At 60.3% G+C, this 12,253-nt stretch carries 15 protein-coding genes; 4 read left to right on the forward strand and 11 right to left on the reverse strand.

The window, feature by feature from the left end; all coding sequences use genetic code 11:
* Window positions 1–101 precede the first annotated feature (101 nt).
* Entirely contained in the window at window positions 102–1,499 is a 1,398-nt protein-coding gene (locus QO002_RS14690) for a calcium-binding protein (protein ID WP_307230914.1), read from the forward strand.
* Window positions 1,500–1,572: 73 nt separating this feature from the next.
* On the opposite strand, the gene miaA is transcribed toward QO002_RS14690, so the two are convergent.
* Complete coding sequence (gene miaA / locus QO002_RS14695; RefSeq protein ID WP_307230916.1) at window positions 1,573–2,481, reverse strand: tRNA (adenosine(37)-N6)-dimethylallyltransferase MiaA; 909 nt, start codon at window positions 2,479–2,481, stop codon at window positions 1,573–1,575.
* Here miaA and serB point away from each other — a divergent pair.
* Complete coding sequence (gene serB, locus QO002_RS14700) at window positions 2,480–3,367, forward strand: phosphoserine phosphatase SerB (RefSeq protein WP_307230919.1); 888 nt, start codon at window positions 2,480–2,482, stop codon at window positions 3,365–3,367. The genes miaA and serB overlap by 2 nt on opposite strands.
* Window positions 3,364–3,939 (forward strand): GNAT family N-acetyltransferase, encoded by a 576-nt coding sequence (locus QO002_RS14705; protein ID WP_307230921.1) that lies wholly within the window; start codon window positions 3,364–3,366, stop codon window positions 3,937–3,939. Before serB ends, QO002_RS14705 begins: the two co-directional genes overlap by 4 nt.
* On the opposite strand, the gene QO002_RS14710 is transcribed toward QO002_RS14705, so the two are convergent.
* From QO002_RS14710 to QO002_RS14755, 10 genes are all read right to left on the reverse strand, one after another.
* Window positions 3,940–5,499: a DegQ family serine endoprotease gene (locus QO002_RS14710; protein ID WP_370878496.1), complete on the reverse strand. Its 1,560-nt coding sequence runs from the start codon at window positions 5,497–5,499 to the stop codon at window positions 3,940–3,942. It lies immediately after the preceding gene.
* Window positions 5,500–5,717: 218 nt separating this feature from the next.
* A complete protein-coding gene (locus QO002_RS14715; protein ID WP_307230923.1) occupies window positions 5,718–6,104 on the reverse strand; it encodes an ACT domain-containing protein in 387 nt (128 codons plus the stop codon).
* Between the two features lie 3 nt (window positions 6,105–6,107).
* Window positions 6,108–6,293 (reverse strand): DUF2065 domain-containing protein, encoded by a 186-nt coding sequence (locus QO002_RS14720; protein WP_307230925.1) that lies wholly within the window; start codon window positions 6,291–6,293, stop codon window positions 6,108–6,110.
* Between the two features lie 8 nt (window positions 6,294–6,301).
* Window positions 6,302–7,231: a protease modulator HflC gene (gene hflC, locus QO002_RS14725; RefSeq protein WP_307230927.1), complete on the reverse strand. Its 930-nt coding sequence runs from the start codon at window positions 7,229–7,231 to the stop codon at window positions 6,302–6,304.
* Window positions 7,231–8,346 carry an FtsH protease activity modulator HflK gene (gene hflK / locus QO002_RS14730; protein ID WP_307233414.1) on the reverse strand — a complete coding sequence of 372 codons (1,116 nt, stop codon included), beginning with the start codon at window positions 8,344–8,346 and terminating at the stop codon, window positions 7,231–7,233. The genes hflC and hflK overlap by 1 nt, the downstream gene beginning before the upstream one ends.
* 137 nt (window positions 8,347–8,483) lie before the next feature.
* The gene (locus QO002_RS14735; protein WP_307230929.1) at window positions 8,484–9,020 is read right to left on the reverse strand and encodes a dihydrofolate reductase; all 537 of its coding nucleotides are present in this window, start codon (window positions 9,018–9,020) and stop codon (window positions 8,484–8,486) included.
* The gene (locus QO002_RS14740; RefSeq protein ID WP_307230931.1) at window positions 9,013–9,618 is read right to left on the reverse strand and encodes a glutathione S-transferase family protein; all 606 of its coding nucleotides are present in this window, start codon (window positions 9,616–9,618) and stop codon (window positions 9,013–9,015) included. The genes QO002_RS14735 and QO002_RS14740 overlap by 8 nt, the downstream gene beginning before the upstream one ends.
* Before the next feature lie 164 nt (window positions 9,619–9,782).
* Complete coding sequence (locus QO002_RS14745) at window positions 9,783–10,577, reverse strand: thymidylate synthase (protein WP_307233416.1); 795 nt, start codon at window positions 10,575–10,577, stop codon at window positions 9,783–9,785.
* 110 nt (window positions 10,578–10,687) lie between these two features.
* Window positions 10,688–10,996 (reverse strand): DUF2853 family protein, encoded by a 309-nt coding sequence (locus tag QO002_RS14750; protein WP_307230933.1) that lies wholly within the window; start codon window positions 10,994–10,996, stop codon window positions 10,688–10,690.
* Between the two features lie 523 nt (window positions 10,997–11,519).
* Complete coding sequence (locus tag QO002_RS14755) at window positions 11,520–11,762, reverse strand: helix-turn-helix transcriptional regulator (protein WP_307230935.1); 243 nt, start codon at window positions 11,760–11,762, stop codon at window positions 11,520–11,522.
* Between the two features lie 175 nt (window positions 11,763–11,937).
* On the opposite strand from QO002_RS14755, the gene QO002_RS14760 reads away from it, so the two are divergent.
* Window positions 11,938–12,237: a DUF6634 family protein gene (locus tag QO002_RS14760; protein WP_307230937.1), complete on the forward strand. Its 300-nt coding sequence runs from the start codon at window positions 11,938–11,940 to the stop codon at window positions 12,235–12,237.
* Window positions 12,238–12,253: the final 16 nt, after the last annotated feature.

The following is a 12,253-nucleotide window of genomic DNA, read 5'->3' on the forward strand; positions in this document are numbered from 1 at the left end:
CTATGCGAAGGAATGGCCTGTTGATCCGTTGTCACTGATCCGGCCAATCGGCAAACTGACACCCTTTCACACATGATGTTGTGACCAAAGGGAATTTTGCCATGACCAAATACACGGGCACGTCCGGCGACGACAATCCCACTCTCCCGAAGAACGATCGCAATCAGATCTACGGCTACGGCGGCAATGATGTCCTGAACGGCGGCGACCTCAGGGACGAGATCTATGGTGGCATCGGCAATGACCTGCTTTCCGGCCTCGACGGATCGGACCTGCTCATCGGCGACGCCGGCAGGGACACGATCTATGGGGGTGCGGGAGCAGATGATATCGACGGCGGAGCGGGCGGCGATTATCTCTGGGGTGGCGACGGCAGCGACGTCCTCTCCGGCGCAAGCGGGGACGACTCGCTCAACGGCGAACAGGGGGATGATCGCATCGACACCGGCGCCGGCAATGACAGCGTCGATGGTGGAGCAGGCAACGACACCATCACCCTGTCCACTGGCGTCGCAGGCGACAAGAAGACGGTTCTGGGTGGCACGGGGGACGACGTCGTCTTTGCCGGCCTTGGTGCGGACAGCATCGACGGTGGTTCCGGTCAGGATCTCGTGAGCTACATGTATGCGGCCGCGGCCGTCACTGTGGACCTGCAGACGGGAAAGGGTGGCGGAGCAGCAGCCGGCGATACCTTCAACCGGCTCGAGGATGTGAGCGGCTCCAGCCACAGCGACAAGCTCTACGGCAACGGCGCCTTCAACGAGATCCTGGGCTTGGCGGGAAACGATACAATTCGGGGCGGCGCCGGTGGGGACTATCTCGACGGCGGCGTGGGTATCGACACGCTTGACTATCGCACATCCGACGCCCGTGTGAAGATCGACCTTGCCACCAACTCCGCATCCGGCGGCGATGCGCAGGGCGATCAGATCTTCAACTTCGAATCCGTGCTGGGTTCGAATTTTTCGGACTTTCTCTACGGCAGCAAGGTGGCCAATACCTTGCGGGGCGGAAACGGAAACGACCTGCTCTCCGGTCGCGATGGCAACGACACGCTTTATGGCGACGATGGAAACGACACCCTCCAGGGAGGAAACGGCCAGGACAAGCTGCAGGGAGGCGCCGGCAAGGACCTGCTCGCTGGCGACGCCGGCTCGGACACGTTGACTGGCGGGTCCGGAGCCGACACGTTCATCTATCGCGCAATCGGGGATTCAACCAATACGATAACCGACCGCGATACCATCCTCGACTTCGATCATGGACAGGGAGACAAGATCGACCTGACTCTGATCGATGCAAACACGAAAATCGCCGGCAACCAGTCATTTTCCTTCAAGGGAACCGGCGATTTCAGCGGAAGCGCGGGCCAGCTGCGCTACGTCAAGCAGGGCAGCGATGCCTATATTTATGGCGACGTGAACGGCGACAAGAAAATCGATTTTGCCATCCATCTTGATGACTCAATCACGTTGGTAGCGGGCGATTTCATCCTGTAAAGCACGTCGCGCAAAAGTGTGCCACGGTTTTGCGATAACGACATGCGCAAAAACAGCGAGCCGGGCGCTGGCTTCAACCCCGGGCCAATGGATCGAGACGCTGCCAGCTTTCGTGGAGCTGATTGCGAAACCACGTCATCTGCCGCTTGGCATATTGCCGGGTCGCTGCTGCGCCCTTTTCGATGACCTCGGCCTCGCTCATCTCCCCCTTCAGCATCGCCGATATCTGGGACACCCCGATCGCTTTCATGACAGGCAGTTCCGCAGGCAGATCCTGTGCCAGCAGCGCCCCTACCTCTTCGACCGCACCGGTTTCCAGCATAATGGCGAACCGCCTGTTGATCCGCTCCCGCAGAACCTGCCGCTCGGGCAGCACGACGATCTTCAGGGCTCGTTCGGGATCAATGACGACGGGTCCGCTACCCGTCTGAAAATGCCTGATTGATCGATCGGTCGCCGCCAGAACTTCCAGCGCCCGCACGATGCGCTGCCCGTCCCCGGGCTTCAATATTTCGGCGGTCTCCGCGTCGTTCAGTGCGAGCTCGGCGTGCAGGGCCTCGGCTCCCTCCTCCCCGAGCCTTGCCCGCATGCGCTCCCGGATTTCGGCAGGAATCTTCGGCATGTCGGAAAGCCCACCGGTCAGGGCCTTGAAATAAAGCCCGGTGCCGCCAACAAAGACCGGTATCTTTCCCTCACCCCGCAGCCGGTCGACGAGAAGCGTGGCCTCGCGCATCCATTCTCCGGTGGAATAGGGCTTTGCCGCCGGTACGTGACCATAGAGATGGTGCGGGACCCCTCCCATATCCGCCTCGGAGGGGCGCGCCGTCAGCACATCAAGGGTATCGTAGACCTGCATGCTGTCGGCGTTGATGACCACGCCGCCATGTCGAGCGGCAAGCTCAACCGCAAGTGCGGACTTGCCGCTGGCGGTCGGCCCGGTTATCAGGATCGCGTCCTGTCCATTCTCAAGGTTTTTCATCATGGCTTTCGTTGCCACGCTTGTAGCCAATCCGTCAAATCCCGTGCTGACACCCCGCCTTGCGGAAACAGCAGCGGACAGCCTGTCAGCATCGGGTCTCTACTGGCTCGCCGATGGCATAGCCTGCGATATCGTGCTCAGGGACGGGACCGATCCCGTCGCCGCCGAAACGCAGTTGCGCGCGCTCATCGGCCAGGAACCGATCGACGTCATTGTTCAGGACGCGGAAACCCGCCGCAAGAAGCTGCTGATCGCCGACATGGATTCCACCATGATCGGTCAGGAATGCATTGACGAACTGGCAGCCGAAGTCGGCCTCAAGGACAAGGTCGCAACCATTACGGCGCGGGCCATGAACGGCGAAATCGCCTTCGAGCCCGCCCTTATCGAACGTGTCGCCCTGTTGAAGGGCCTTCCGCTCAGTGTCGTCGGCGACGTGATCGAAAAGCGCATCACGCTGACGTCAGGCGGGCTCGAACTCGTCGCCACCATGAAGGCAAAGGGCCACCACACCGCCCTCGTCTCCGGCGGCTTCACAGTCTTCACCAATCCGATCGCAGCCCGGATCGGCTTCCACGAAAACCGCGCCAACATTCTGCTGGAACAGGACGGCGTGCTCAGCGGCACGGTCGCCGAACCGATCCTCGGCAAGCAGGCGAAAGTCGATGCCCTCATCGATATCTGCAAGACCCTCGGGTTCGACCCGTCCGAGGCGATGGCCGTCGGTGACGGCGCCAACGACCTCGGCATGCTGCATCTGGCAGGCGCGGGCGTCGCACTCCACGCCAAGCCAGCCGTTGCGGCAGAAGCGAAAATCCGCATCGACCACGGCGACCTCACGGCACTTCTCTACATTCAGGGCTATCGCAAGACGGACTTCGTGATGTGATTGCCGAAACCGAACGCCTTCTCATCCGCAATTGGCGAGATACGCCGCAGGATCGGGCGCTGTTCCATGAGATCAATTCCGATCCGGAGGTGATGGCTTTCTTCCCCCGGCAGCGAACACGAGCCGAATGCGGTCCGCTGCTGGAAGAGGCGCGCCGCCGCATCGAGGAAACCGGCCTTGGTTTCTTCGCCCTGGCTCTGCGTGAAGGAGATCAGCCAATCGGCTTCTGCGGACTCAATCAGCCGGATCGTGAGCCGATCCTGCCGGCCGGTACAGTCGAAATCGGCTGGCGTCTCGCCCGGCCCCATTGGGGAAAGGGTTATATGACAGAAGCTGGCAACGCCTTGCTGCGTCACGGCTTTCTGGAACTTGGCCTTCCGGAGATCGTATCCTTCGCCGTCGCACAGAACGAGCGATCAACCGCAGTCATGCGGCGTCTGGGCATGCACCATGACACTGCAAGGGATTTCGATCACCCCCGCGTCCCGGACACCTCGCCGGACCTGAAGCGGCATGTCCTCTATGCGCTGACGGCGAACGAATGGCGCACGCAACAGCTGCGCGCGCGATGATCACTCCATCCGCACGGTAACGAAGCGAAGCTCGCCCGTCTTGTTGGCGATCATCAGAAGAGCGTTCCGCCGCCCATCCGCTTTCAACTCCTCGACCCGCGCAGAAACATCCTCGGGCGCCCGCATGGCTTCCTGGCCGATCTCGACAATGACATCACCCGCCACGATCCGGCGTTCCGCAGCCGCAGAGTCTGCCGCGACATCGGTGATCACGACCCCCTCGACATCCTCGGCAATCCCGTAAGTCTTGCGGCTTTCGGCATCGAGCGCGGCAAGCTTCATGCCCAGAACCTCGTCAGCCACCGGAAGATCCGCAGCCGGCGGCTCGGCCTGATCCGTGCCTTCCTGAGCGCCCTGCGTATCTTCTGCGACCGCCGCTTCCGCCTCTTCACCGTCCTCAAGACGACCGAGCGTGACCTTCACGGTCATTTCCTTGCCGTCGCGGATGATCACCACATCGACGGCCTTGCCCACCGGGCTTTCCGCCACGACCCGCGGCAGGTCGCGCATCTCGACGACATCCCGGCCATCGAACTTGATGATCACGTCGCCGGTCTTGATCTCACCGCCATCGACGGGGCCGCCGCTGACAATACCGGCAACGAGTGCACCTTTCGGCGTCTCCATCTTCAGGCTTTCGGCGATATCCGCCGTCACGGGCTGGATACGCACGCCCAGCCAGCCACGGCGCGTCTCGCCGAATTCCCGCAACTGCTTGACGACATTTTCGGCAAGCTCCGTCGGCACGGAAAAGCCGATACCGATCGAGCCGCCGCTCGGCGAAATGATCGCCGTGTTGATGCCGATGACCTCGCCCCTCATATTGAACAGCGGGCCGCCGGAATTGCCCCGGTTGATCGCCGCGTCCGTCTGGATGAAATTGTCGTAAGGGCCGGCATTGATGTTGCGTCCGCGCGCCGAGATGATGCCCACCGTCACTGTGCCGCCGAGGCCGAACGGATTGCCGATCGCCATCACCCAGTCACCGATCCGCATGGTCTTGCTGTCACCGAAGGGAACGGATGTCAGCGGCTTCTTGGGCTCGACCTTCAGCAGCGCCAGATCGGTCTTGGTATCCGTACCGATCAGCTTGGCCTGCAGCTTGCTCCCATTGGCGAAGTTCACCTCGATATCGTCGGCGCCCTCGATCACATGGTTGTTGGTGACGATATAGCCGGCGGGATCGATGACGAAACCCGATCCGAGCGAGCTGACTGTGCGCTGGCGATCACCCGGAGCGCCCTGCCCCTTGAAGAATTCATCGAAGAAATCCTGGAACGGAGAGCCTTCCGGCACCTGCGGCATCGGCGCGTTGTCGTCGTTCTTGACGTTCTGCGAGGTCGAGATATTGACCACCGCATCCAGCAGGCCGGCAGCGAGGTCGGCAACAGATTCCGGTCCATGTCCGGCCAGCGCCGATTTTCCGGGCACCACCTGCATCGGCACCGTCGCCGCAGGCGTCGTCGTCTGGGCGTGCACCAAGGTCGCAGGCAGGGCAGTCACGAGGGCCAGGGCCGTTACGGTCGATCGGAAGAAAACAGAACGGATGGGCAAGGCCATGGGGTCCTCTCGATTTCAGGTTTCGGCCCGCCCGCCGGCACACGGCCCGTCGGATAGGTGCGACCGTCAGTGTAGCCGAAGATAAGGCGGTTTTGGGAAGCGTCCAGTCATCTTTTCGTTACGGCAGACAACCGGCGCCACACCGGTTATCTGCCTATAAGATTTTGAATTCTGGCATGATTTTTGAAGAATACGCAACCACGCGCTGGGGCTGATGCTCAGCTCATGATCTCGTGGCCATGGGCCTTCAGCGCTTCCACGGCCGTGTCGAGGCTGGAACCGCTGATGAAGATATAGTCTGTGCTGAAGGTCGAATTGGCAAAAATGCCGACGCCGGCTGCAGCCAGCGGGGTCAGCACCGATTCGAGTACGCCCGGTACGTCGAAGGCGAAATGCTGCTCGATGCGCAGGCAACGCCACCCCAGCGAAGACTGCACGCTCGAAGGGATACGCGCCGCTCGGCAGACCAGTGTCATTTCTTCGCGCGAACTGGACACGGCCCAGAAGCCGGCACCCGGCAGCCAGTCCGGCAGTTGAGAACCGATAGTAAGCCGCGTGATCGCATACTCGGCGTCCACAAGGCGAATGAGCAATTTCCGTGACATTCTCTATCCTCGCATGATCCATACGACCCCCACGCCGGCTGCAACCGACACAAGGCCGAACAGCCGAAGCTGCTGCTCCGGTATATGCGACAAACGCTTCGCCATTTCCACCAAAACAAGAGGGGCCAGTGCGTACACCAGCCCCTCAATGATCAGAAAGAACGCGATTCCCATAAGAAAATCGGTCATGACCTCTTTCAGTTCCCGGTCGCAGCCGCAGGTGCGGGTGCCACCGTCATCGCTGTCGGGGAACCTTCCGAGCTATTGAAATAGCGGAAGAACTCCGAATCGGGCGACAGGACCAGCGTCGTGTCCGGGCTGCCGATCGCCGCCTGATAGGCGTTCATCGACCGGTAGAACTCGAAGAACTGCGGATCGCGGGCAAAAGCATCGGCAAACACCTTGGTCCGCTCGGCTTCGCCTTCACCGCGTAGGATTTCCGAATCACGCTGCGCTTCCGCCACGAACTCGACAACCTGACGGTCGGCGATAGCGCGACGGCGCTGGCTTTCTTCCTTACCGCGGGCGCGGATCAGTTCAGCCTCGGCAAGACGCTCGGCCTTCATGCGGTCGAAGGTCTGTTGCGAAACTTCCTGCGTCAGGTCGGTGCGGCGAATGCGAACGTCCTCGATATTGAGGCCGAGCGATTCAGCGTCGGTCTTCAGGTCGGCGCGCACTTCGCGCATCATCGAGGCACGTTCTTCCGAGAGAGCCGATTCAAACCCACGCAAACCGTAAACGCGGCGCAGCGAGGCATCGAGACGAGTGCGAAGGCGTGATTCTGCCGATTCGCGATCGCCCGAGACCGTTTCGCGGAAGCGGCGGGCATCGGCGATCCGATAAACGACGAAAGCGTCGACTTCGTAGAACTTGCCGCCGGAAACCTGCACGCGGATGTTATCCAGATCGAAGCGCAGGGCCTGCTTCTCGACATACTGGACACGGTCGGCATCCATGAAGGCAAAAGGCAGCTTGAAGTACAGGCCTGGCTCGGCCTTGACGTCCTTGATCTGACCGAAGCGAACAACGATTGCCTGCTGGCGTGCATTGACCACGAAGATCGAGGAATAGGCAACCATCAGCAGAACAGCGAGGCCGATGAGAATATAGGGAAGGCGATTGGTCATTACTGTGCCCCTCCCGTCGGCGCAGGCCTGTTGATCTCATTCAGCGGAAGGTAGGGCAGCACGCCCTGGCCATTCTTCTCATCGAGAATGACCTTCTTGGACTTGCCAAGCACATCCTGCATCGCTTCGAGATAGAGCCGCTTGCGGGTAACTTCGGGCGACTGCGCATAGGCATCGTAGACCGAGATGAAGCGCTGTGCCTCACCCTGGGCTTCCTTGACGACGCGGTCCTTGTAGGCGGCCGCTTCTTCGCGGATCTGCGCTGCCTGACCACGAGCCTGGCCAAGGACCTGGTTCGAATACTGGTTGGATTCTTCGACGAAACGGTCTTCGTCCTGCTCTGCACGCTGCACTTCGTCGAACGCGTCTGCGACTTCGCGCGGCGGAGCCGCATCCTCGATCGCAACCGTGTTGACCGAAATGCCGGCGCCGTAGGTATCCATCGTCGCCTGAATCGTGGTTTTCACGTCGGCTGCGATTGCCTGACGATTGTCACGGAAAATGTCCTGGGCCGGACGGCGGCCAACGACTTCGCGCATGGCGCTTTCGGAAACCTGCTGCAGCGTTTCAGCCGGATTTTCAACGTTGAAAAGGAAAGCCTTCGGATCAGTAACCGAGAAGAGAACCGAGAACTGCACGTTGACGATGTTCTGGTCGCCCGACAGCATCAGGCCGGATCCAGCCTGGTCGCCGACACCCGAACGGCTGCCGATGTTCTGCTGCTGCTCGGTGATCTTGACCATTTCGACCGTTTCAAACGGCCAGAAATGATAGTGCAGACCCGGCATCGAGATTTCGTCTTTCGGCTTGCCGAAACGCATTTCGACGCCGCGTTCGTCCGGCTGCACGGTATAGATCGAATTGATAAGGAAGAAGCCGACGATCAGCAGGCCGATGATGACGGCCACGCCGCCATTGAAGCCACCGGGCACGACGCCCTTCAGCTGATCCTGCCCGCGCCTGAACATCTCTTCAAGGTCCGGCGGACCGCCATTGCCGCGGCCACCGCCGCCGCCACGGGGGCGGTTCGGCCCCTGGCCCCAAGGCCCCTTGTTGCCGCCGCCGCCGCCGCCCCAAGGGCCTCCGCCGCCGCCATTCTGATTGCTCCAGGGCATCAATACCTCTTCCGTTGAAACTGCCATGCCGTCGCGCCCGCAGGATTGCCTGCAGGGCGAGGTTTTCCCGTTATAGGTATCTGAAGAACCGCTTTCAACGCGGCGTCTCCAAGTTCACCGTAAAACGCCGAAAATAGTTAGCGGAGAGCGCTCTTTCGCTGCCAGACGACCAGATTCATTGCGTGACTGTCCTTTTCGCCCTGCGGAATCGGCTCCTCGGAGACTTTCTCGAACAGTTCGGGATCGATATCAGGAAAGCGCGTGTCGCCGTCGACTTCGGCCGCAACCTCCGTCACGTAAAGCGTATCCGTTCGGTCGATCGTCTGCCGGTAGATCTCGCCACCGCCGATGATCGACACCGCCGATACGCCCGTTTCCCGTGCCAGCTCCTGAGCCGTCGCCAAGGCCGCATCCACGGTGTTGACGACAATGGCACCTTCCGCTGTAAAAGCCGCGTCACGGGTCACAACGATGTTCGGACGTCCCGGCAACGGACGGCCAAGCGAAACCCAGGTCTTGCGCCCCATGACGATCGGCTTTCCCATCGTCAGCGTCTTGAAGCGCTTCAGGTCGGTTGGCAACCGCCACGGCAGATCGCCCTCGTGACCGATGACCCCGTTCTCTGCCACAGCAACGACGATCTCGACCGGCACATCGCGAATAACATCAGTCATGAAACCCATCCGGCTTGCTATCGATTTCGCGGGCACGGGCCAGCGCCGGCCGCGCATTGACGGTCGCCGCGTAGCGATCGATCGCTTCGTTTTCCGGGAGCAACCGCCGCATCCAGCCAAGCGCGCTGCCAAGCAGAATATCAGCAGCACTTATATGGTCGCCCAGCAGATAGGGTTGCTGCGTCAGCGTACCGATGACATGGAAGCACATGTCCTCATACCCCTGGGCAAGGTGGGGGTTCGAGGCGGTAAGCCCCGTAAAATTCATCGTCGCCATCGGTTCGATGACACCCGAATAATAGGCAAGCCAGGAGAGATACGGTCCGCGCTCGGCATGTCCGATCGGGCGCCCGAGCGGAGATTCCGTAAAAAGATCGGTCAGATAGAGCGCGATCGCGGACGACTCCGTAATCAGCGTCTTGTCATGCAGCAGCGCCGGCACCTGTTTGTGCGGATGCGGATTGGCCTCATCCGGCCCACCCGATCCATCACGGCGGCGGATGCTCACATACTGCACCTCATACTCGGCCCCAAGCTCCTCCAGCAGCCAGAGCATGCGCGACGAGCGCGACATCGGCGCGTGAAACAATGTCAGCATGTTTCCTCCCTTCGATAGCCGGGGCCATCATTGAAATTGCGGCCTGTTGCCTCTTCTCCCCAACGGGGAGAAGGTGGCGCGGAGCGCCGGATGAGGGGGCTTCCGGCTCCGGGTTCGCGGGTACCCTCCAGCCCGTAGGCCGGCTTGTCAGCCGCCGCCGCCCCTCAAACCGCAATCGGTGCCTTGATCGTTGAATCAGCTTCATAGCCGACCAGCTTAAAGTCCTCGAAAACAAAGGAAAAGAGGTCCTTCACATTCGGATTGATTTCCATCTTCGGCAAGGCCTTCGGCGTGCGCGTCAGCTGCAGCTCGGCCTGCTCGAAATGGTTCTTGTAGATATGCGCATCCGCCAGCGTATGCACGAAATCACCCGGTACCAGATCGCAAACCTGCGCCACCATCATCGTCAGCAGCGCGTAGGACGCAATATTAAAGGGCACGCCGAGGAAGATATCGGCCGAGCGCTGGTAGAGCTGGCAGGATAGCTTGCCATCGGCGACGTAAAACTGGAACAGGCAGTGACATGGCGGCAGCGCCATCTCGTCGACCAGCGCCGGGTTCCAGGCGGTGACGATATGCCGGCGCGAAGTCGGGTTGCGGCGAATGCTGTCAACGAGCGCCGCGATCTGGTCGAGATGACGCCCGTCCGGAGTTGGCCATGAGCGCCATTGATAGCCATAGACCGGCCCGAGCTCGCCGTTCTCATCGGCCCACTCGTCCCAGATGGTCACGCCATGGTCCTTCAGGTAGCCGATATTGGTGTCACCCTTCAGGAACCAGAGAAGTTCATGGATGATCGAGCGCAGGTGCAGCTTCTTGGTCGTCGTCACCGGAAAGCCCTTCGAAAGATCGAAGCGCATCTGGTAGCCGAAGACCGAGCGCGTGCCGGTGCCCGTCCGGTCGCCGCGGTCGGAACCGTGCTCCATCACATGGCTGAGAAGGTCGAGATATTGTTTCATGAGGTCCGCCGTCGATTCCTTGAACGCGCTAAAATAGGCGTAACGCTCGTCAGAACCAATCATAAAGGATGGCCATCCCCAGAAGCCGTTCCGGAGATGACCGCGGCGCCTTAAAGCGTGGCCAGCTTGTCGAGATGCTTGGCCACAAGATAGTAGAAGGTCACGCGGGACTTCGAGCTGTCGCCGGCCATGGCCTTGGCAACGGCGTCAACGGCAGCATCTGCATCGGGTCCGGTAACGCCCAGCTTCTTGCCGCACCAGCTTTCCTTGACGCGGTCGAGTTCTTTCTGGTCTGACGCAGAAACGAGTGAGGAGTCACGGTTGCGGAGTGCGATGCCGAGATGCTTCACGATCTTTCCGACCACCGCTTCATCGGCGCCGCTGTCATATTTCTGAACGTCTGCGAGATAATCGGTCATGGTGTTTCCTCACTCTCTTTGACTTGTTCGACCAGTATCCCTGCCTTGATGCAGGGCGCACCTTGCGTTTTTTCACGCTTTACGAGCAAGTCAAGGTGAAAACCGCCGATGGCAGTGGCCTTGAAAATTCGGCCGCTTTTTCGCTTACGCCCCTTTCCTCGAAGGTCGGAAGGACCTATATGACAGATGCCGTCTTCGGGCGGCTATGGCAATAAACGGTCGGTGAAATAAGCCTATTGGACCCGGGGGCGTTATACAGACAACCCGCGCCAGTTAGTCGATGAGCCAACTCTTCCTCAGAATAAAGCATGCGTGCAGATCGCCCCTAGGCGATCGAACAGCACGCATTCCGCTTAGAAGACAAGGCCGAGGAGCGGAGCCCAACTTCGCAGCGGACGAGGTCTTGTCGTCAAAAAGAACTTAAGAAGCCGGCCGATAGGCCGTCATTTGCGGCGAAGCCGACTTGGACCCCGACCGAAGGAAGGGGCTTTGAGCGCCCGACCTCAGCAACACTGGCAGTCGATCACTCTGGCCGTTCATCATCATAACATCCGGCTACAAAGCTGGCACGGATACCCCAGCCTTCCGTCCCACTAGGCGCGAGAAAGATCACGCCGCGCTTGCCGTAGTGGCGGACCAGTTTTTCAACGCTTGCGATCCCGGCTGCCCCCTTTTCGATCATGTAGATCGTGCGTGGACTGATGCCGGAATCCTCAGCCACCTCGGCCTGAGTTTGACCAAGGACAAGTCGAGCGACAGCAAGCATTCGTGATGGCGGCCTCATGCTGCCTTGGTGTCATCAAAAGCCCCGGTTCGCAAACAAATGTTGACAATAGCGATAGAATCGCGAAAAGTAGCGATATATTCGCTAATAGAAGCGACAAAGCCGCTAATTTTTCGTGGTTCTTGGAAGCCGCGAATCAACATGAGAGGGCAATCCCATGAAGTTCGCCTATTTGAGCGCAGAAGATGCACAGAGATTGTCCGCCGATTTACGCTCGGTTGAGGCTGGAATCACCCACACACTGTCACTCCACACCGCTCCCATCCTCGAAGCCCATCAGATGTATTCACGCAGGACGGCCTGCCTCTCGGGATACGTCTTTGGACATCCATCTCTGGGAGACAGTCGTGAAATCATGACCAGTCAGCTCATTTACATGGACACGGAGGTCGGCATCGCGCGTACGATCAACCGTTGGTACCGCCTGGGGCGTCCGGCCGAAACTGGAAAAGCATGAAGCCGGGCCGAGAGCG

Source organism: Pararhizobium capsulatum DSM 1112 (assembly GCF_030814475.1).
GTDB classification, from domain to species: Bacteria; Pseudomonadota; Alphaproteobacteria; order Rhizobiales; family Rhizobiaceae; genus Pararhizobium; species Pararhizobium capsulatum.